18 protein-coding genes and 1 other RNA gene are annotated in these 20,120 nt (G+C 68.2%); 15 read left to right on the top strand and 4 right to left on the bottom strand.

The genetic code is table 11. The features are described 5' to 3' along the window. The first annotated feature begins 1 nt into the window (after window position 1). The 10 genes from ACZ5R1_RS13470 to ACZ5R1_RS13425 all read left to right on the top strand — a co-directional run bounded on the left by ACZ5R1_RS13470 (window position 2) and on the right by ACZ5R1_RS13425 (window position 10,781). A complete protein-coding gene (locus ACZ5R1_RS13470; protein ID WP_027601217.1) occupies window positions 2–1,123 on the top strand; it encodes a glycoside hydrolase family 1 protein in 1,122 nt (373 codons plus the stop codon). Then, window positions 1,120–2,886 carry an ABC transporter ATP-binding protein gene (locus ACZ5R1_RS13465; RefSeq protein ID WP_027597718.1) on the top strand — a complete coding sequence of 589 codons (1,767 nt, stop codon included), beginning with the start codon at window positions 1,120–1,122 and terminating at the stop codon, window positions 2,884–2,886. Before ACZ5R1_RS13470 ends, ACZ5R1_RS13465 begins: the two co-directional genes overlap by 4 nt. An 88-nt stretch (window positions 2,887–2,974) precedes the next feature. After that, window positions 2,975–3,071: signal recognition particle sRNA small type (ffs, locus tag ACZ5R1_RS13460), an RNA gene on the top strand. A 186-nt stretch (window positions 3,072–3,257) separates the two neighbouring features. After that, on the top strand, window positions 3,258–3,539 hold the full coding sequence (locus ACZ5R1_RS13455; RefSeq protein WP_464712392.1) for a hypothetical protein: 282 nt from the start codon (window positions 3,258–3,260) through the stop codon (window positions 3,537–3,539). 178 nt (window positions 3,540–3,717) lie between these two features. Further along, window positions 3,718–5,724 (top strand): DNA polymerase III subunit gamma/tau, encoded by a 2,007-nt coding sequence (dnaX, locus tag ACZ5R1_RS13450; RefSeq protein WP_464712391.1) that lies wholly within the window; start codon window positions 3,718–3,720, stop codon window positions 5,722–5,724. Window positions 5,725–5,757: 33 nt separating this feature from the next. Further along, window positions 5,758–6,084, top strand: a complete 327-nt coding sequence (locus tag ACZ5R1_RS13445; protein ID WP_007162246.1) for a YbaB/EbfC family nucleoid-associated protein — start codon at window positions 5,758–5,760, stop codon at window positions 6,082–6,084. Between the two features lie 62 nt (window positions 6,085–6,146). Then, on the top strand, window positions 6,147–6,746 hold the full coding sequence (gene recR, locus ACZ5R1_RS13440; protein ID WP_007162247.1) for a recombination mediator RecR: 600 nt from the start codon (window positions 6,147–6,149) through the stop codon (window positions 6,744–6,746). Window positions 6,747–6,850: 104 nt separating this feature from the next. Next, window positions 6,851–7,360 (top strand): sigma-70 family RNA polymerase sigma factor, encoded by a 510-nt coding sequence (locus tag ACZ5R1_RS13435; RefSeq protein WP_464712390.1) that lies wholly within the window; start codon window positions 6,851–6,853, stop codon window positions 7,358–7,360. Further along, complete coding sequence (locus ACZ5R1_RS13430) at window positions 7,357–8,286, top strand: DUF4880 domain-containing protein (protein WP_464712389.1); 930 nt, start codon at window positions 7,357–7,359, stop codon at window positions 8,284–8,286. Before ACZ5R1_RS13435 ends, ACZ5R1_RS13430 begins: the two co-directional genes overlap by 4 nt. Window positions 8,287–8,363: 77 nt before the next feature. Further along, window positions 8,364–10,781 carry a TonB-dependent siderophore receptor gene (locus tag ACZ5R1_RS13425; protein WP_464712388.1) on the top strand — a complete coding sequence of 806 codons (2,418 nt, stop codon included), beginning with the start codon at window positions 8,364–8,366 and terminating at the stop codon, window positions 10,779–10,781. Between the two features lie 38 nt (window positions 10,782–10,819). On the opposite strand, the gene fnr is transcribed toward ACZ5R1_RS13425, so the two are convergent. Continuing rightward, complete coding sequence (gene fnr / locus ACZ5R1_RS13420; protein ID WP_007162251.1) at window positions 10,820–11,551, bottom strand: fumarate/nitrate reduction transcriptional regulator Fnr; 732 nt, start codon at window positions 11,549–11,551, stop codon at window positions 10,820–10,822. A 63-nt stretch (window positions 11,552–11,614) separates the two neighbouring features. Beyond that, window positions 11,615–12,997 (bottom strand): oxygen-independent coproporphyrinogen III oxidase, encoded by a 1,383-nt coding sequence (gene hemN, locus ACZ5R1_RS13415; RefSeq protein ID WP_027597725.1) that lies wholly within the window; start codon window positions 12,995–12,997, stop codon window positions 11,615–11,617. 112 nt (window positions 12,998–13,109) lie between these two features. Between hemN and ACZ5R1_RS13410 the strand changes: the two genes are divergently transcribed. Further along, complete coding sequence (locus tag ACZ5R1_RS13410) at window positions 13,110–13,757, top strand: alpha/beta family hydrolase (RefSeq protein ID WP_077173070.1); 648 nt, start codon at window positions 13,110–13,112, stop codon at window positions 13,755–13,757. Here ACZ5R1_RS13410 and ACZ5R1_RS13405 read toward each other — a convergent pair. Together ACZ5R1_RS13405 and ACZ5R1_RS13400 are read right to left on the bottom strand one after the other, a co-directional pair. Then, window positions 13,754–15,322, bottom strand: coding sequence for a rhodanese-related sulfurtransferase (locus ACZ5R1_RS13405; protein WP_464712387.1), 1,569 nt, complete (start codon window positions 15,320–15,322; stop codon window positions 13,754–13,756). The two genes, ACZ5R1_RS13410 and ACZ5R1_RS13405, sit on opposite strands and share 4 nt — an antisense overlap. After that, window positions 15,319–15,921, bottom strand: a complete 603-nt coding sequence (locus ACZ5R1_RS13400; protein ID WP_042137675.1) for a cysteine dioxygenase family protein — start codon at window positions 15,919–15,921, stop codon at window positions 15,319–15,321. Before ACZ5R1_RS13400 ends, ACZ5R1_RS13405 begins: the two co-directional genes overlap by 4 nt. Before the next feature lie 251 nt (window positions 15,922–16,172). Between ACZ5R1_RS13400 and ACZ5R1_RS13395 the strand changes: the two genes are divergently transcribed. The 4 genes from ACZ5R1_RS13395 to ACZ5R1_RS13380 all read left to right on the top strand — a co-directional run bounded on the left by ACZ5R1_RS13395 (window position 16,173) and on the right by ACZ5R1_RS13380 (window position 20,106). After that, window positions 16,173–16,952: a class II aldolase/adducin family protein gene (locus ACZ5R1_RS13395; protein ID WP_464712386.1), complete on the top strand. Its 780-nt coding sequence runs from the start codon at window positions 16,173–16,175 to the stop codon at window positions 16,950–16,952. Beyond that, on the top strand, window positions 16,949–17,902 hold the full coding sequence (locus ACZ5R1_RS13390; protein WP_464712385.1) for an ABC transporter substrate-binding protein: 954 nt from the start codon (window positions 16,949–16,951) through the stop codon (window positions 17,900–17,902). Before ACZ5R1_RS13395 ends, ACZ5R1_RS13390 begins: the two co-directional genes overlap by 4 nt. Window positions 17,903–17,907: 5 nt before the next feature. Then, a complete protein-coding gene (locus ACZ5R1_RS13385; protein ID WP_108582186.1) occupies window positions 17,908–18,873 on the top strand; it encodes an ABC transporter substrate-binding protein in 966 nt (321 codons plus the stop codon). 204 nt (window positions 18,874–19,077) lie between these two features. Further along, window positions 19,078–20,106, top strand: a complete 1,029-nt coding sequence (locus ACZ5R1_RS13380; RefSeq protein WP_464712384.1) for an ABC transporter substrate-binding protein — start codon at window positions 19,078–19,080, stop codon at window positions 20,104–20,106. The last annotated feature ends 14 nt before the right edge of the window (window positions 20,107–20,120 follow it).

Here is a 20,120-nt window from a genome sequence, read left to right as displayed (position 1 = left end):
GATGGCCGAAGGCTCGCCCTTCCAGAGTTTCTTCATGGCCGGCTTCGAATGCTCCAGCCACAGACGCGCCGATGGCCGACGCCTGGATCTGCTCGCCAGCACCGGCCATGACCGCTGGGCCGCGGAAGACTATGGCGCGGTGGCCGCCCAGGGTCTGCGCACCGTGCGCGATGGCGTCCGCTGGCACCGGGTGGAGGCCCAGGCCGGGCACCATGACTGGTCGAGTGTCCTGCCGCAGGTGCGAGTCGCGCGGGCGGCCGGCGTCCAGGTGATCTGGGACCTCTGCCACTATGGCTGGCCCGATCACCTGGATATCTGGCGGCCGGCCTTCGTCGATGCCTTCGCCCGTTATGCCGCCGCCTTTGCCCGGCTGTTGCGGGAGGAGGGCGAGACCCGTCCGTGCCTGGCGCCGATCAACGAGATCTCCTACTGGGCCTGGGCTGGCGGCGATCAGGGTCTGTTCAATCCCGGCGCTCGCGGCCGCGGTCAGGAGCTCAAGCATCAACTGGTGCGCGCCAGCATCGCCGCCATCGAGGCGATTCGGGCCGAGTTGCCCGCGGCGCGCTTCCTGGCCATCGATCCGCTGATCCATGTGGTCGCGCGCCGCCCCGAACAGCGCGAGGCCGCGGAGGCCTATCGCCAGGCCCAGTTCGAGGCCTGGGACCTGCTCAGCGGGCGCCAGTGGCCAGGGCTGGGCGGGCGCCCCGATTACCTGGACATCCTGGGTCTGAACTACTACTCCGACAACCAGTGGTATCTGGACGGCGGTACCCTGGCGGCGGAGGATCCGGCCTATCGACCCTTGCAGGGCATGCTGGCCGAAGTCCACCAGCGCTATGGCCGGCCGTTGCTGATCGCCGAGACGGGGGCCGAAGGCCCGGCGCGCGCCGCCTGGCTGGAACACGTGGCCGATCAGGTCGGGCGGGCGCTGCGCCAGGGCGTGCCGGTGCAGGGCATCTGCCTGTATCCGGTACTCGACTATCCCGGCTGGGACGATGACCGCCTCTGTCCCACGGGGCTGTTCGGCGTGGCCGACGAGGCAGGGCGCCGGGCGCTGCACGAGCCTCTGGCCGAGGTCCTGCAGCGCCAACGCCAGCTCTGGGCCGGCGGAGAGGGGCGATGAGCGCAGCTCGGCGGCGCGAGCGGCGGCGCGCCGAATGGCCCCTGCCGGAACGGGTCGGCGCCTTTCTCTGGCGCTATGTCCGCCTGCGACCCTGGCACTTCGGCGGCCTGCTGTTGCTGGTGGTCGGCGCGGCGACCTGTGCGGTGGCAGTGCAATACGGCATGAAGCTGCTGGTCGATGCCATGGCCGATCCGGCACGCCGGGCGGCGGTGTGGGGGCCGTTCTGGCTGTTCATCTCGCTGATCGTGCTGGAGAACCTGTTCTGGCGTAGCGGTGGCTGGCTGGGTTGCCGCACGGTGGTGGCCAGCTGCGCCGATCTGCGCGTCGATCTGTTCCGCTATCTCACCGGCCATCCGATGCACTACTTCTCCCAGCATTTCGCCGGGGCCCTGGGCAATCGCATCTCCGCCACCGGAGCGGCCGCGGGGGCCATCTACGGCGGCCTGGCCTGGAAGATCATGCCGCCCTGCGTCGACTTCATCGGCGCGGTGGTGGTGCTCTGCACCGTGGACCTGCGCATGGCCGGGGCGCTGGTGGCCTTCGTGCTGATCGTGGCGCTGGTGATCACCGCCTTCGGCATTCGCGGGCGGGCGCGACACCAGCGCTTCGCCGCTCAGTCGGCCCATGTCGGCGGCGAGCTGGTGGACCTGGTGCAGAACGTCTGGACCATCAAGGCCTTTTCCGCCCGGGAGCGCGAGGTGCAGCGACTGGCCCAGGCCATCGGCGTAGAGGCGCGTGCCCAGCGCAGCAGCTGGATGCATCTGGAGCAGGCCCGGGTACTCCACGACACCTGCCTGTCGCTGATGGCCGGCGGCATGCTGGCCTGGGCCATCGCCCTGTGGAGCCGCGGCAGCATCACCGCCGGCGACGTGGTCATGGTCAGTGCCCTGACCTTTCGCATCCTGCACGGCTCCCGTGACCTGGCCCTGGCGCTGGTGGACACCACTCAGCAACTGGGCGCCATCGGCGAGACCCTGCGCATCCTTATCCAGCCCCACGGCCAGAGCGACGTCGAACGGCCCCTGACCCAGGCGCGCGGCGCCCTGAGCTTTACCGGCGTGCACTATCGCTATCCCGATGGTCGGCAGGTGTTCCAGGGTTTCGATCTGGAGGTGCCGGCCGGCCAGAAGATCGGGCTGGTGGGGCCGTCGGGCGCCGGCAAGTCGACCCTGATCGGCCTGTTGCAGCGCCTCGACGATATCCAGCGGGGGAGGATCTGCATAGATGGCGAGGACATCCGCACGGTCAGTCAGGACAGCCTGCGCCAGCGCATCGCCGTGGTGCCCCAGGAGACCGCGCTGTTCAATCGCAGCATTCGCGAGAACATCCGCTATGGCCGGCCGGAAGCCAGCGACGCAGAGGTGGAGGCGGCGGCTCGTCACGCCTATTGCGACGACTTCATCCGCGAGTTGCCGCTGGGCTACGACACCCCGGTGGGCGAGCGCGGCGTGCTGCTTTCCGGTGGTCAGCGCCAGCGTCTGGGCATCGCCCGGGCCTTTCTCAAGGATGCGCCCATTCTCATCCTCGACGAAGCCACCTCGGCGCTGGACAGCCACTCCGAGACGGTCATCCAGCGAGCCCTGCTGGAGTTGATGGAAGGCCGCACCGTGGTGGCGGTGGCCCATCGGCTCTCCACCCTGACCGGCTTCGACCGCATCCTGGTGCTGGAGCAGGGCGTCATCGTCGAGGACGGCCCGCCGCAGCGGCTGCGCGAGGGGGAGGGCAGTTTCGCTGCGCTCTGGGACCTGCAGGCAGCACCCTAGCGAACCTAAGTCCTTGTATGGCTTGCAACTTCGCCCCAACCGCGTAGAATGACGCACCTCACCTCAGGGTGAGGCGTTATGGTGGCTCTGTCGGTCCCCCCGCAACGATCAACCGTGAACCCGGTCAGGCCCGGAAGGGAGCAGCCGCAGCGGTGATGTCGTGTGCCGGGGTGTGGCTGGCGGGGCCACCTCCATTTCTGCCCCGCGCTTTTCCTCTTCCGCGTTTCCCTCCTCTTTTTCCGCCTCGTCTCCCAGCGCTCCGCGAACCACGCCCCAGGGCTTTCGTGACGAAATGCACTGTTTTGGTTCATGGCTCTGTGCCATCATGCGCGCCGTACCCTCACCACTGGACAGATGTCCAAGGATCTCTTGTGAAGAACGGACTCGAATGCGCAGGACGCGCCCTGAGCAATGGCCTCCATCCCTATCGTGTCGACTGCCGAGGCGACACCGAGACGACGCTGGTCGCGCAGATCTACCACCCCAGCGAGCCCCTGCTGCTGATCAGGATCGACCTGACCAACGAAGAGGCGATCAATCCCTTCAAGATGAACGCCACCGTGACCCGCCTGCGCAGCCAGCTGGATGCCCTGGCAGCCTATGTCGCAAGCGTGGTCCTGGCCGATGGCGAAGACCACTGCCGGCGTGCCTGAAGCGGCTTTTTACCCGCCGTTTTCCCTCCTGATCGCTTGAAAATCCGCCAGGCTGCCTCCATCTAGGGAGGTAGCCACAGCCCGCCCGGCGTCGCCCCGATGCCACACCGCGGGATGCATTCGCGGCCCCTCTTCGTTAGCATGGGCGCCCCCCACGTCTTCTCCTGATCAGGTCTCGATGAGTTACCAGGTTCTTGCGCGCAAATGGCGCCCGCGGTCATTCCGCGAAATGGTCGGCCAGACCCATGTGCTCAAGGCGCTGATCAATGCGCTGGACAACGAGCGGCTGCACCACGCCTATCTGTTCACCGGTACCCGCGGGGTGGGCAAGACCACCATCGCGCGGATCCTGGCCAAGTGCCTGAATTGCGAGACCGGCATCAGCTCGACGCCCTGTGGCAGCTGCTCGGTGTGCCGCGAGATCGATGAAGGCCGCTTTGTCGACCTCATCGAAGTGGACGCCGCCAGCCGCACCAAGGTGGAAGACACCCGCGAGCTGCTGGAGAACGTGCAGTACGCGCCGTCCCGCGGTCGCTACAAGGTGTACCTCATCGACGAGGTGCACATGCTTTCCACCCACAGCTTCAATGCCCTGCTCAAGACGCTGGAAGAGCCGCCGCCCCACGTCAAGTTCCTGCTCGCCACCACCGATCCGCAGAAGCTGCCGGTCACCATCCTCTCGCGCTGCCTGCAGTTCTCGCTGAAGAACATGCCGCCGGAGCGGGTCGTCTCCCACCTGCAGCAGGTACTCGCCGCGGAAAGCATTCCCTTCGAGGACGATGCCCTCTGGCTGCTGGGTCGCGCGGCGGATGGCTCCATGCGTGACGCCATGAGCCTGACCGACCAGGCGATCGCCTTTGGCGAGGGCAAGGTGCTGGCCGCCGACGTGCGCGCCATGCTCGGGACCCTCGATCATGGCCAGGTCTACGATGTACTCCAGGCCTTGCTGGACGGTGACGGTCGCGCGGTGCTGGACGCGGTTCGCCATCTGGCCGAGCAGGGCCCCGACTGGGGCGGCGTGCTGGCCGAGCTGCTCAATGTGCTGCACCGCGTGGCCATCGCCCAGGTGCTGCCCGATGCCGTGGACAATGGCCAGGGTGATCGCGAGCGGGTGCTGAGCCTGGCGCAGACGCTGCCGGCGGAAGATGTCCAGTACTACTATCAGCTGGGTCTGGTCGGGCGGCGCGATCTGCCGCTGGCACCGGATCCGCGCCACGGCTTCGAGATGGTCCTGCTGCGCATGCTGGCCTTCCGGCCCGCCGGTGCGGTGGTTGCCGAGCGACCGGCACTAAAGACGACGGGAGCCAGCCCGGCCACGGCTGACTCCAACCCCCGTCCGGTGGCCGCGGCGGTTCCGGCAGCGGCTGCGCCTGCGCGCCCGTCGCCACGCGAGGCAGCACCTGCGCCGGTGCCGGCAACGCCTGTCTCCAGTAATACCACCCCTGTAGAAGAGCCGGTGGATCTCCCCTGGGAGGATCCTGCGCCCGTGGCGGTCAAGGCGGCTCCGGCTCCGACTGCAGCTCCGGCTCCGGCTCAAGCTCCGGTCGAAGCGGCTGGTGCGCCGGTCGCCCCCAGGGCGCTACCGACTCCCCAGGTCGAGGCGACCCCTGAGGCCACGGTGATCGCCGAATTGCCCGCGGACACCTCCGGTGACGAACTGGACGGTGACGAAGAGCCGCCGCCGGCCGAGGATTACTACGAGGTAGGGCTGGACGACTATCTCGACAGCCTGGGTGAGCCGGCTGCCGAAGCGGTGACCGCGGCGCCGGCGCCGGCGGTACAGCCGGCGACCGGTCTGGCAGCCGATTGGCAGACCCTGTTCCCCGACCTCAAGCTGGGTGGGTTGACCGCCAGCATCGCGGCCAACTGCACCCTGGTGGCGGTGGACGGCGATCGCTGGCATCTGCACCTGGATCCGGCGCAGAGCGCCCTGTTCAACGCCAACCAGCAGCGCCGGCTCAACGATGCGCTGAACCAGCAGCAGGGACGCCCCATCACGCTCGAGGTCACCATCCAGACCCCCGAGCAGGAGACGCCCGCCCAGGCCGCCGCCCGGCGCCGGGCGGAGCGTCAGCGGCAGGCGGAGCAGTCCATCCAGGACGATCCGTTGATCCGCCAGATGATGCAACAGTTCGCCGCCACGGTGCGCGCGGGTACCATCGAGCCGGTCGACACCCAAGCCTGACCGGTTTTCCATTCATAGTTCGAGGTAGCAGACATGATGAAAGGTGGCATGGCCGGCCTGATGAAGCAGGCCCAGCAGATGCAGGAAAAGATGCAGAAGATGCAGGAAGAGCTGGCGAACGCCGAAGTGACCGGTCAATCCGGCGCCGGCCTGGTCAGCGTCGTCATGACCGGCCGACACGACGTCAAGCGCGTCAGCCTGGACGACAGCCTGATGCAGGAAGACAAGGAAATCCTCGAAGACCTGATCGCCGCCGCGGTGAACGACGCCGTGCGCAAGATCGAGCAGAACAGCCAGGACAAGATGTCCGGCATGACCTCCGGGATGCAGCTGCCGCCCGGCTTCAAGATGCCTTTCTAGGTTGTTCCAGCTGCGGGTGTCCAGCGGGCACCCGTCTCTCCCGCCTTCCAGTACGGTAGTCCATGAGCTTCAGTCCCCTGATTCGCCAATTGATCGATGCGCTCCGGGTCCTGCCCGGTGTCGGCCAGAAGTCCGCCCAGCGCATGGCCCTGCAACTGCTCGAGCGCGAACGCCAGGGTGGCCAGCGCCTGGCCTCTGCCCTCAGCGCCGCCATGGAAGGGGTCGGTTACTGCCAGCGCTGCCGTACCCTCAGCGAAGACCAGATCTGCGGATTTTGCGCCGACACCCGGCGTGACGACAGTCTGCTCTGCGTGGTGGAGGGGCCCATGGACGTCTTCGCCGTCGAACAGACCGGCTATCGCGGGCGCTACTTCGTGCTCAAGGGACACCTGTCGCCCATCGACGGCCTGGGTCCGGACGCCATCGGCGTACCCGAACTCGAGCGGCGCGTCAGCGAGGGCGGCTTCACCGAAATGATCATCGCCACCAACCCCACGGTGGAAGGCGAGGCGACCGCCTATTACATTGCCCAGCTGCTGGCGCCCAAGGGCCTGACCATCTCGCGTATCGCCCATGGCGTGCCCCTGGGTGGCGAACTGGACCTGGTCGATGGCGGCACCCTGACCCACGCCTTCGCCGGGCGCAAGCCGATCAGTCTCTAGCGCTCTACCTTGGCCGTCTGCGCAGCTCGGGCGCAGGACACGGCTGTATCTTGTGATCGAGAAGCATTATCATTATCGGAAATCAGCGGCTTCCGAGGATGGTGATGCAGACGCTCGAGTCCGACCGGTATGGACACATCCGGACCCTCTACCAGGATCATCACGGCTGGCTGCGCGAGCGGCTGCAGCGGCGGCTGGGTTGCCTGGGGCAGGCGGCCGATCTGGCCCAGGACACCTTCGTGCGGCTGCTGGCCCGGGAAGGGGAGCTGGAGCGCCTGCGCGAACCCCGCGCCTTTCTCGCGACCGTCGCCCAGGGCCTACTGGCCAACCACTGGCGGCGCCAGGCCGTGGAGCGCGCCTATCGCGACGCGCTCGCGGCCCGACCGCAGGCCGTGCAGCCCTCACCGGAAGCCCAGGCGCTGATCCTGGAAACCCTGACCGAACTCGATGCGCTGCTCGACCGCCTGCCTGCTCGGGTGCGCCAGGCCTTTCTGCTGGCGCAACTGGATGGCCTCACCTATGCCGTCATCGCCGAGCGCCTGGGCGTGTCGGAGCGGATGGTCAAGAAGTACATGGCCCAGGCCATGCTGCACTGCCTGGAACTGGTGTCTTGAGTGCGCTGACGCCTGGCGGTGGCGGACCTCTGGCGGAAGCGGCGGACTGGTTCGCCGAACTGGCTGCCGACGAGGTGGATCCGGCCACCGAGCGGGCCTGGGAGCGCTGGCTACAGGCGGATAGCCGCCACGCGGTGGCCTGGGCGCGGGTGGAGGAAATCAGTGCGCGCTTCACCGGTCTGCCGCCGTCCGGGCGCCTGGCCCTGGCGCGGCGCGAGTCCCTGGGCCGGCGGCGGGCGCTCAAGGTGCTGGGTCTGGCGGTGGGCGGACTGGCCCTGGGCTGGGCGCGGCCGGACGACTGGCGGTTGAGGGAGGGCGCCACCCTGAGCACGGCGGTCGGCGAGATCCGTGCCTTCGACCTGACCGCCGGGGTGCGCGTCTGGCTCAACACCGACAGCCGGTTGGCGCAGGAGGCCGCAGACCGCTGGCGGCTGCTGCGCGGCGAGGTGCTGCTGGAAGGCCGTAACGGGGCGGCGCCGCTGCGACTGGACACGGCGTTCGGCCAGGTAAGACCCGGTCCGGGCTGCTGCGCAGTGCGGTTGCGTGATGACGGGCTGGAGGTCGCGGCCTATGCCGGCGCCCTGCAGCTGGCGCCACTCCAGGCCCGTGCTCAGGTCCTGACCCGGGGCCACCGGGCTCTCATGACCGCGACTGCCGTGCGGCCACTGGGGCCGGTCGATCCGGGGCGGCAACTCTGGCGCCAGGGGCGGCTGGTGGTGGACGACTGGTCGCTGGCGGCGCTGGTGGCGGAGCTGGGGCGCTATCGCCCAGGCCTGCTGACCTGCACCGCCACGGTCGCGCAATTGCGGGTGGTGGGCAGCTATCCCCTGGCTGACACCGACCGCGCCCTGGCCGCACTGGCCGACAGCCTGCCGGTGCGGGTGGAGCGACGCCTGCCCTGGTGGGTGCAGATCGTACCCGCCTGAAAAAAATTGCGGCGAGCGGTTCCCCTTTGGCGCGCTCGCGGGGCTTGGGGGAAACGATCTCCGCTTCGAGGCCCCTCATGCATCGCCAAACCCGTTTCACCCTGCATCCGTTGCGCCGCGCCCTGCGCGTCTTCGCCCTGGCCATGCCACTGGGCATCACCGGCCTGGCCACGTCCCAGGGCCTGGCCCAGGCGGTGCCCCTGGCGCAGGAATACCGCATCGAGGCGGGCAGTCTGGCCACGGTGGTGAGCACCTTCGCCGCCCAGAGCGGTGTACTGCTGTCGGCCCCCGCCCAGGGGCTGGAAGGTCGGCGCAGTCCGGGCCTGCAGGGTCGCTACACGCCGGCCGAGGGCTTCCAGCAGATCCTCCAGGGCAGTGGCCTGCTGGCGGTGCGCCAGGCGGATGACAGCTATCGCCTAGAAGCCATACCCGCGAGCGGTGTGACCTCCCTCAGCGAGACCACGGTGACCGGCTTCGCCCTGGGCAATGCCCTGGGCGAGACCGATGGCTACCTGGCGACCCACAGCGACGTGGCTACCAAGACCAGCAAGGGACTGCTGGAAACCTCCCAGTCGGTCTCGGTGGTGACCCGCGAACAGATCGATGACCAGGGCGCCAAGACCGTGCAGCAGGCCATGAGGTACACCCCGGGGATCTTCACTGGCCAGATCGGCGCCTCCAATCGCTACGACTACGTGGTGATGCGCGGCTTCGCCGACAACAGCGTCGACAACGTCTTTCTCGACGGCCTCAAGACCATGGGCGACAGCGGCACCTTCAGCTCGCTGCAGGTCGATCCCTATTTCCTCGAACGCATCGACGTGGTGAAGGGACCGGCCTCGGTGCTCTATGGCCGCAGCCTGCCGGGCGGCCTGGTGGCCCTGACCAGCAAGAAGCCGCTGTACCAGCCCTACCACCAGGTCCAGGCCACCCTGGGCAATCTCGGCCAGCGCGGCGCGGGTTTCGATTTCGGCGGACCGCTGGACGAGGAGGGGCATATCGCCTATCGCCTGGTGGGGCTGGCTCAGCACAGCGACACCCAGTTCGATCACGTGGAGGAAGAGCGCTATGCGCTGGCGCCCAGTCTGGCCATCGACCTGAGCGACGACACCACCCTGACCCTGCAGGCCTATCTGCAAAAGGATCCGGATGGCGGCTACCACAGTGGCGTCCCCGCCGAAGGCAGCCTCTATCGCCGCAATGGCCGCTACATCAGCAACCACTTCTTCGACGGCGAGCCCGATCACGACAAGTTCGAGCGGACCCAGCAGATGGTCGGCTATCAGTTCGAGCACAGATTCAACGACGTCTGGAGCGCGCGGCAGAATTTCCGCTATGCCAAGTCGCGGGTCGAGCTGGAGCAGGTCTATGGCTACGGCTATGTCGGCAGCAGCGACCTGCTCAATCGCTACTACTCCGGCGGCCGCGAGAATCTGCACGCCTATACCCTGGACAACCTGGTGCAGGCGGACTTCGACTGGGCGGGCAGTCGCCATACCCTGCTGGCCGGCCTGGACTACCAGCGCCGCTGGACCCACGTCGACTGGCCCAGTGGCACGGCGGATCCGCTGGACGCCTTCGAGCCCAGCTACGGTGGCCAGGTGACCGTTTACCCGGGCAGCGAATACCGCCGCGAACTGGAGCAGACCGGTGTCTACCTGCAGGATCTGATCGAACTGGATCGCTGGCGCTTTTCGCTCGGTCTGCGCCAGGACTGGGTGGAGATCGGCATCGAGGATCGCCAGGCGGGTACCCGCAGCAGCGCGCGCCGCGGCCAGGCCAGCGGGCGCGCCGGGGCGCTCTATCTGTTCGACAACGGCCTGGCGCCCTACCTGAGCTATTCCACCTCCTTCAATCCCAATGCCTACAACGATGCCGCAGGCAATCCGCTGGAGCCCACCGAGGGCAAGCAGTGGGAGCTGGGCCTGAAATACCAGCCGCCGGGCAGCGCCAGCTTCTACACCGCCTCGCTGTTCCACATCACCCAGGAAAACGTGGCGACCAAGCTGCCCCAGGAAGATTTCTATTCCTCGGTGGGCGAGATCCGCTCCCGGGGCCTGGAGCTGGAGGGCCATCTGCAACTGGCCGAGCGGCTCAAGCTGCTGGGCAGCTACACCTTCACCGATATCAAGTACACCCAGGCGCTGGACGGCACCCAGGGCAATACGCCGAATCAGGCGCCGCGGCACCAGGCTTCGCTGTGGGGGCAATACGAACTGGCGGGGCCCCTGGCGGGCTTCAGCGTCGGCGCCGGTGCCCGCTACGTGGGCACCAGCTGGGCGGACAAGGCCAATACGCGCAAGGTACCGGCCTACACCCTGGTGGACGCCATGCTCGCCTATGACTTCACCCGCCTGGGACTGCCGGGGCTCACGGCACGGGTCAATGCCAACAACGTGCTGGGCAAGGACTATGTGGCGTCCTGCTACAGCCTGGACTTCTGCTACTTCGGCGAGGAGCGCAACGTGACCGCGACGGTCAGCTACAGCTTCTAGGGGCTCGGGGTCCTGCCACTCAGGCAGGACCTCTGGCCTCAACCTTCCAGCTGACCGCCGGCCAGGGCGCAGAGGCGGGCGGAATCGAGGATGCGCACCTCCTTGCCTTCCGCCGCCAGCACTCCGCTCTGCTGGAAGCGGGTGAAGACGCGCGACACGGTTTCCACCGCCAGGCCGAGGAAGTTGCCGATCTCGTTGCGCGACATGCTCAGGCGGAATTGCTGGGCGGAGAAGCCGCGGGCATGGAAGCGCGCGGAGAGATTGACCAGGAAGGTGGCGATGCGCTCGTCGGCGCTCTTCTTCGACAAGAGCACCATCATCTGCTGGTCATCGCGGATCTCCCGGCTCATCACCCGCAACAGCTGGCGGCGCAGTTGCGGCAGCTGCTCGGAGAGTTCGTCCAGGCGCTCGAAGGGGATCTCGCAGACGGTGGTGGTCTCCAGCGCCCGGGCCGAGACCGGATAGCGCTCGGTGTCCATGCCCGACAGGCCGACCAGTTCGCTGGGCAGGTGGAAGCCGGTGATCTGCTCCTCGCCGGCATCGCTCAGGCTGCTGGTGCGCAGGGCGCCGGAACGCACCGCATAGACCGAGCCGAAGGTATCGCCCTGGCGGAACAGGTGGTCACCCTTGGCCAGCGGCCGGCCGCGCTTGACGATCTGGTCGAGGGCGTCCAGGTCTTTCAGATCGAGCGACAGCGGCAGGCACAGCGAGGCGAGGCTGCAATCCTTGCAATGGGCCTGGGCGTTGCGCAGCTTGAGGGGCTCGGTCATGGGGGAGGGTCGCTTCTCGTTTGGTTCCAAAAGTCTAACTTTAGCAGTCGTGGCAGGCATGGGTCATATCACCCGGGAAAAGCGCTGGTTGTCATGGCCCGGCAGATAGCGATCGAACAGCATGCACAGGGCGCGGATCAGCAGGCGGCCCGGCGCCAGCACCTGCAGGCCGCGCGCATCGAGGCGGATCAGGCCGTCGGCGGCCATGGCCTCGAGGTGCGGCCAGGCGTCGGCGAAGTACTGGCGGAAATCCAGCTCGCAGCTGCGCTCGATGGCGGCGAAATCCAGCTGGAAATGGCAGATCAGCTGGGCGATCACCGCGCCGCGGATGCGGTCGTCCCGCGAACGGCGCAGGCCGCGGGCCACCGCCAGTTCGCCCTGGCCCAGGCGGTCCTGGTAGCGGGCGAGATCGGGGGTGTTCTGGCAGAGCACCTCGCCGACCTGGCTGATGGCGGAGACGCCGAGGCCCAGCAGGTCGCAGTGGCCGTGGGTGGTGTAGCCCTGAAAGTTGCGCTGCAGGGTGCCGTCTTCCTGGGCGATGGCCAGGTCGTCGTCGGGCAGGGCGAAGTGGTCCATGCCGATGTAGCGATAGCCGGCGGCCAGCAGCTGTTCCACGGTTCGCTGCAGCATCTCCAGCTTGGCCGCGGGGTCCGGCAGTTCGCTGGCTTCGATGCGCCGTTGCGGCGGAAAGCGCTGCGGCAGATGGGCGTAGTTGAACACCGACAGGCGATGCGGCTGCAATTCCAGCACCCGCTCCACGGTGTGGGCGAAGCTGGCCGGGGTCTGCCGCGGCAAGCCGTAGATGAGGTCCAGGTTGATGGAGCGATAGTCGAGGGCGCGGGCGGCCTCCACCAGGGTGCGGGTGTCGTCGAAGGGCTGCAGGCGATTGATCGCCAGCTGCACCTGCAGGTCGAGGTCCTGGACGCCGAAGCTGACGCGGTTAAAACCCAGCTCGCGGAGCAGCCCCATGGTGCTCCAGTCGGCTTCGCGCGGATCGATCTCGATGGAGTAGTCGCCCCGGTCGCCGTCGGCCAGGGTGAAGTGCCGGCGCAGGTCGGCCATCAGCTCGCGCAGCTGCATGGGATTGAGAAAGGTCGGGGTGCCGCCGCCGAGGTGCAGCTGTTCCACCCGCTGCCCGCCGTCCAGGTGCCGGCTGGTGAGGGCCATCTCCTGACGCAGGGCCTGGAGGTAGGCGACGCTGCGGCTGCGGTCCTTGGTGATGACCTTGTTGCAGGCGCAGTAGTAGCAGATGTTGGCGCAGAAGGGCACGTGCAGGTAGAGCGACAGCGGGCGTCCGGCCTGGCGACTCAGGCGCAGGGCGCCGAGCAGGTCGAAGGGACCGATGCCGTCGTGGAATTGCACGGCCGTGGGATAGGAGGTGTAGCGGGGGCCGGCGCGATCGTAGCGGGCGATGAGGTCGGCGTCCCAGACGAGGGCGGCTGTCATGCCGGGCTCCAATGGTTTCGAGGTGCCCAGTGTGAGGGGCGCGGCCTGCGCTTTATTGATCCAGATCAATGGATAGCCGGTTAAGCTTTGGTGTTTGGACGAGGAGTAGCCCATGGCAGACGAGTTGTACCTCGACAGCTTTCGCGAATGCCGACCCGCGGGTCCGCCGCTGGCGACCCTGTTGCTGGCCCATGGGGCGGGGGCAGGGATGGACAGCCCCTTCATGGAGCAGCTGGCCGAGGCACTGGCGCGGCGCGACATCCGCACCCTGAGATTCGACTTTCCCTACATGGCGCGGGCCCGCGCCGAAGGCCGGCGCCGCCCGCCGAATCCGGCGCCGGTCCTGCTGGAGCACTGGCGGGCCATGGTCGCCACCTGGCGCGCGGCAGAGAGCGGTCCGTTATGGCTGGCGGGCAAGTCCATGGGCGGGCGGATGGCCAGTCTGCTGGCCGACGAACTGGGCGCGACGGGCCTCGTCTGCCTGGGCTATCCCTTCCATCCGGCCGGCAAGCCGGAGCGGCTGCGCACCGAGCACCTGGCGACCCTGGCCACGCCGACGCTGATCGTCCAGGGCGAGCGGGATGCCCTGGGCACCCGCGCGGAGGTGGCCGGCTATGCCCTGGCGCCCACGCTCGAGGTGCAGTGGATCGCCACCGCCGACCACGATCTCAAGCCGCTCAAGAGCAGCGGCCTGAGCCAGACCCAGGCACTGGTGGAAACGGCGGCCTGGGTGGCGGCCTTCGTGCGGAGCAGCGGCTAGATCACCCGGAAGCCACTGGTGCCATCGCGCCGCAACTGCTCGACCAGGCCGAATTCCCAGTCCAGGTAGGCCTGCATGGCCGCGCGCGGGGCATCGGTGCCTTCATAGGGGCGCCGGTAGCGATCGCGCCGGGTCGACAGCAGCCGTGTTTCGCCGCCTTCCACCGGCAGACCGGCAGCCAACCAGGCCGCGGTACCGCCCTCCAGCAGCAGGACCGGCCGGTTTGTAACGGCCTGGACATCGACGGCGGCGAAGGCGGCCAGTTGGCCACTGCCGCAGGTGAAGACATAGCGCTCGGCCGGTGGCAGCGCTGCCGGCAGATCGGCGCGCAGCACCCAGGCGGCGCCCGGGATGTGTCTCTGGACATAGTTGGCGCTGGCGGTGACATCCACCACCAGGGTGCCGGGCTCCGCCAGCAATTCCTGCAGGCGCGTCACCGAGATGCGCTCCACCGGCCCGGGGACGGGGGCGGGCGGCTGCCAGGGACCGGTGGCGCTCAGGGCGTTGGCCGGGATGGCGTCGACCACCACCACCTCCCAGCCCATCTGCGCCAGCCAGGAGGCGCTCATGTTGGCGCGCACGCCGTCGTCGTCCACCAGGGCCAGGCGGGCACCGCGTACCGGGGCGCTGTGATCGGTCTCCTGGACCAGCTGGCCACCCGGCGTCGAGCGGGCGCCAGGGAGGTGGCCGGCGGCGAATTCCTCGGGGGTGCGCACATCGATCAGGTAGTTCGTCCGCCGCGCCTCGGTGCACCAGGCGTTCAGTTCGCTGAAGGCCAGCCGGGCGACACCGGCGCGATCGGCGACCTGACGCGCGCGGGTCGCGGCGGTCGCTCGGGTCGCCGGACTCACCGCACCGAAGCGGCGTTGCTGGCCGTGTTCCAGGGTCTGGCCGGCCAGCGTCCAGCCGATGGTGCCGTTGCGCAGGGCGGCCACCGGATTGGGAATGCCGGCGTTGATCAGCGACTGGGCGCCGATCAGGCTGCGGGTACGGCCGGCGCAGTTGACGATGACCCGGGTCCGCGGATCGGGTGCCAGCTCGGCCACCCGCAGCACCAGCTCGGCGCCCGGCACGCTGACGCCACCGGGAATGCTCATGGTCTGGTATTCCTCGAAGCGGCGCGCATCGAGGATCACCAGGTCGGCGTCCTGATCCAGCAGCGCCTTGACCTCCTCGGCGGGTAGCGAGGGGGTATGGCGCCGGGCTTCCACCAGTTCGCCGAAGGCCTTGCTCGGCACGTTGACGTCGATGAAGAGCTCGCCGCCGCTGGCGCGCCAGCCCGCCAGGCCGCCCTCGAGCAGGGCTACGTCGGTGTAGCCCAGGGCGTGCAGGCGTTCGGCCGCGCGTTCCGCCAGGCCTTCGCCATTGTCATAGAGGGTGATGGCCACATCGCGCCGTGGCAGCCGCGACCAGGCCTCCAGTTCCAGGCGCGACAGCGGCAGATTGGCGGCCCACAGCGGGTGGCCGGCAGCGAAGGGGTCTTCTTCGCGGACGTCGAGCAGGGCGACTTCGGTGCCGGCGAGGAGGGCCTGGCGGATGTCCTCGGCGGTGCGGATGGCGGTCATGGTGTGGCGGTCTCCTGGGACAGGTCCCACAGGTTGGGCAGCTGGCGATTGGTGTAGCCGGAGATGAAGGGCTTTTCCTGGCCATCGGCGGCATAGACGGCGCGGCGCACGGCGCCGATGTTGCCGCCATAGACGTGGATGCTGATGGAGGTGCGGTCGGCATAGGCGTTGCTGACCTGGTGGATGTCGCCCACCCGCGGCGAGACCGCTTCCACCTGGCCCGGCTCCAGGCGCACGGGAGCGCCTTCCGGCTGCAGGCGGCCGGCGGGATCGCGGGCGAAGCCCTGAGCGGTCTCGGCGCCGCGCAGCATGCCGATCAGGCCCCAGGTGCGGTGGTCATGCACCGGCGTGGCCTGGCCCGGCCCCCAGACGAAGCTCACCACCGAGAAGCGCTGGCGGGCATCGGCATAGAGCAGGTACTGGCTATAGCGCTCGGGGCGGGGCAGGGCGCAGTCCTCGGGCAGCCAGTCGTCATGGCGGACCAGTTCACCGAGCAGGGCGGCGCCGCGCTGCAGCAGCTGCGGCTCGGCAGGGTGTTCGTCGACCAGGGTGGCGAGGTCATGCAGGAACAGGCGCAGGCGGTCGAGCCTAAGGGTCATGGAGGGCTCCACGAGTAAGCCGGGTGGGCGATGACGGCCATTAAAGCAAGGCCGGCGCCCAGCACCTTAGATCGATTGGTTCTGTGCTGAAAACCATTATTAGCATAACTTGCTGTTTAGGTTATCCATTCTGTGCATATTAGGTTATGCGCAATCGATATTTCCGTCTCGGCGAGTCACAACGTTAGGTTCTAAGCAGACCAGGGCAACGCCCGTCGCCCTGGCGCCTCTTCTGCTTCCGGAGCCGCCGCATGACCGCCTTCCACAACGCCCTCGCCAGCGTCCGCGCCCAGGTGTCCGCCGCCGAATGGGAGGCGCGGGTCAAACTCGCCGCCGCCTATCGGCTGGCTGCCCGCGAACGCTGGACCGACCACATCTACACCCACTTCTCGCTGCGGGTGCCAGGCCCGGAGGCGCACTTCCTGATCAATCCCTTCGGCCAGACCTTCGACGAGATCACCGCCTCTTCGCTGGTGAAGGTGGACATCGATGGCGAGATCGTCCTCGACCCCACCGGACTGGGCATCAATCCGGCTGGCTACGTAATCCACAGCGCCATCCACCGTGCCCAGCCGGAACTCCATGCGGTGCTGCACACCCACACCGCCGCCGGCATCGGTGTCTCCGCCCAGCGCGGCGGCCTGCTGATGCTTTCCCAGCACGCCATGAGGTTCTTCGGCCGCCTGGCCTATCACGGCTACGAGGGCGTGGCCCTGGATCTGGACGAGCAGAGTCGGCTGGTGGCCGACCTCGGGACGCACCCGGCGATGATCCTCTGCAACCATGGCCTGCTCACCGTGGGCGCGAGTCTGGAGGAGGCCTTCTGGCACCTCTATTACCTGGAGCGCTCCTGCGCCGCGCAACTGGCGGCCCAGAGCGGTGGCGCCGAGCTGGTTATCGCTGCGGACGCCGTCGCGCAGAAGGTCAGCGACCTCATCCCCGGCAATCTGGCGCGCGGCGCCCATGTCCGTCACTGGGAGGCGGCGGTGCGCCAACTGGAGCGTCACGAAGGCCGGGAGTACGCGCAATGAAGCGACTGCTCGCCACCCTTGGCCTGGCCTTGCTGCTGGGGCAGGCCCAGGCCGCGCCGGATCTCTCCGGCGTGACCCTGGTACTGGGCGACCAGGCCCGCGGTCTGCGCGCCATGATGGAAGCCGCCGGCACCCTCGAAGGCGCGCCTTACCAGTATCGCTGGGCCAACTTCCAGGGCGCCGCACCACTGTTCGAGGCCCAGCGCGTCGGCGCGGTGGATACCTCCTATGCCGGTGACCTGCCGGTGCTGATGGCCGCGTCCGGCGGCGTGCCGCTCAAGCTCATCGCCACCAATGTCGGCTACCCCCAGGCCAACGGCCTGCTGGTGCAGAAGGACTCGCCGATCCGTTCGGTGAGGGATCTCAAGGGGCGCACCGTGGTGGTGTCCTCGGCCAAGGGCAGCATCTCCCAGCACCTGCTGTATGCCGCCCTGGAAGAGGCCGGGCTCAAGCGTGAGGACATTACGGTCAAGTTCGTGCTGCCCACCGACGCCAGTGCCGCCTTCAATGCCGGGCAGATCGACGCCTGGGCGACCTTCGATCCCTATCTCGGCATCGCCGAGCAGCACGGCGCCCGGCTGCTGCGCGATGGCCAGGGGCTGACCACCGCGCTGGGCTTTCTCACCGCCACCCCGGCGTCGCTGGAGGACCCGGCCAAGCGCGCCGCCATCGCCGATTTCGCCGGGCGCCTGGCTCAGGCGCGGGCCTGGGCGGTCGCCCATCCGCAGGACTATGCGCGGGTCTATGCCGAGCTGACGCGGCTGCCGGAAGGCGCTGCGGTAGCCATTTCCACCCGCACCTCCCGTGGCCTGCGCCCGGTGCAGCCAGCGGACGTCGCCGCGGTGCAGCAGGTGGCCGATCTGTTCAGCGAACTCCAGGTGCTGCCCAAACCGGTCGACGTGGCCGCCCTGGCCGATGCCTCCGTCTTTACCCAGGAAGCCAAACCATGACCCTCATCCGCCGTACCCTGCTGGCGCTACCGCTGCTGCTCGCCGCCACCGCGGCCCTGGCCGCCGAGCCCCTGACCCTGCGTATCGCCGACCAGAAGGGCAACATGCGCGCCCAGCTGGAGGCCGCCGATGGCCTGCGCGACCTGCCGGGTTATCGGATCCAGTGGGCGGAATTTCCCGCCGCCGCGCCCCTGGCCGAGGCGCTCAATGCCGGCGCGGTGGACGCCGGCATCATCGGCGATGGCCCGCTGCTGTTCGCCCTGGCCGCTGGCGCGCCGGTCAAGGCCATCGCCGTGGACAAGTCCGATCCCTATGGCACGGCGGTGATCGTGCCGCGCGACTCGCCGCTGCGTAGCGCGGCCGATCTCAAGGGCAAGCGCATCGCCACCGGGCGTGGCTCCATCGGCCATTACATCGCCCTCAAGGCGCTGGACTCGGTGGGCCTGACCGCCCAGGACGTGAGCTTTCGCTTCCTCGGCCCGGTGGATGCCAAGATGGCCCTGGCCAATGGCTCGGTGGACGCCTGGGCGACCTGGGAGCCCTACACCGCCCAGGCCGAGCAGGTCGACGGCGCCCGGGTGCTGGTCAGTGGTCGCGGGCTCTGGGCGGGTAACAGCTTCCTGGCGGCCACCGACACGGCCCTGGCCGATCCGGCCCGGCGCGCGGCGCTGCAGGACTATCTCGACCGTCTGGCCGCTGCTCAACGCTGGGGCTACGCCCACCTCGATGGCTACGCCAGAACCCTGGCGCAGATCATCGGCTTTCCCGAGGCGGTGGCCCGGCTGCAATTCGAGCGCCGTCAGCTGCACTGGGAGCCCATCGACCCGCAGGTGGTGGCCGACCAGCAGGCGGCGGCGGACTTCTACCACCGTAGCGGCCTGATTCCACAGCGCCTGGAGGCCCGGGCGACCTTCGCCGAGGGATTCCGGGTGAGCAAGCCGGACGCGCCGCGGCAGGCGGCGCGGGAGTAGGGTGGGATGCGGCGTGGTGTTGAGCTTCGCTTCGCTCAGCGCCAACCTGCTTACGGTGGAGCGCCCCCTCTCCCTGTGGGAGAGGGTTGGGGTGAGGGAAAAGCCACACTGCCCCTCGACCTATCCATATAACCCATCCTTATTTCAAAAACGCTGAACAGCTTGAGTAGGCTATAAGCCACTTCCAAGGATGAGCGCACCCCGATGCCCCCACGTCTTCCCGTCACCCGTCGTCCCCTGGCCCTGGGGCTCGCCGCCAGCCTGCTCGCCGGACTGGTCGCCGCACCCCAGGCAGCCCAGGCCGAGGGCACCCTGCGCATCTCCGAACAATTCGGGGTGTCCTATGTGATCCTGCATGTGCTGCGTGACCAGCAGCTGATCGAAAAGCACGGCAAGCAGGAGGGCGTCGACATCAAGGTCGACTGGATAAAGCTGTCCGGTGGCGCGGCCGTCAACGAGGCGGTGCTGTCGGGGGCGGTGGACGTCGGCTCCGCCGGGCTCGGGCCGCTGTTCACGCTCTGGGACCGCACCCATGGTCGGCAGAACGTCAAGGCCGTGGCCAGCCTGGGGGCCTTTCCCAACTACCTGGTCACCAACAATCCGCAGGTGAAGACCCTGGCCGACTTCACCGCCAAGGACCGCATCGCCGTGCCGGCGGTCAACGTCTCGGTGCAGTCGCGCTTCCTGCAGTACGCCGCCGCCCAGGCCTTTGGCGAGAAGAACTGGAATCGCCTGGATCCCCTGACCGTGGCGGTGCCGCATCCGGATGCCACCGCGGCGGTGATCTCCGGTGGTACCGAGATCAACAGCCACTTCGCCAATCCGCCGTTCCAGGAGCAGGAACTGGCCAGCGGCAAGGTGCACAAGGTGCTCAGTTCCTATGACGTGCTGGGTGGGGCCGTCTCGCCCAACCTGGTGTTCGTCACCGAGAAATTCCGCCGGGACAATCCCAAGACCTACAAGGCCTTCCGCGAGGCGCTGGTCGAGGCCGGACAGATCATCGAGAAGGACAAGGCCGCCGCCGCCCGTACCTATGTGAAGGTCGAGAATTCGCGCCTCGATCCGGCGCTGATCCAGCAGATCATCGAAAGCCCCGAGGTCAACTTCGACACGGCGCCGCAGAACACCCTGAAGCTGGCGGAATTCATGTACCGCATCGGGGCCATCCGCAACCAGCCCGGCAGCTGGCAGGACTATTTCTTCGTCGACACGCCCGACCAGAAGGGCAGCTGATCCCCTTTCCCTTA

The sequence above is a fragment of the Pseudomonas sp. Pso3 genome, from assembly GCF_055393275.1.
The sequence above is the reverse complement of the archived record's forward strand: the minus strand, read 5'-3'. Positions and strand labels throughout refer to the sequence as shown.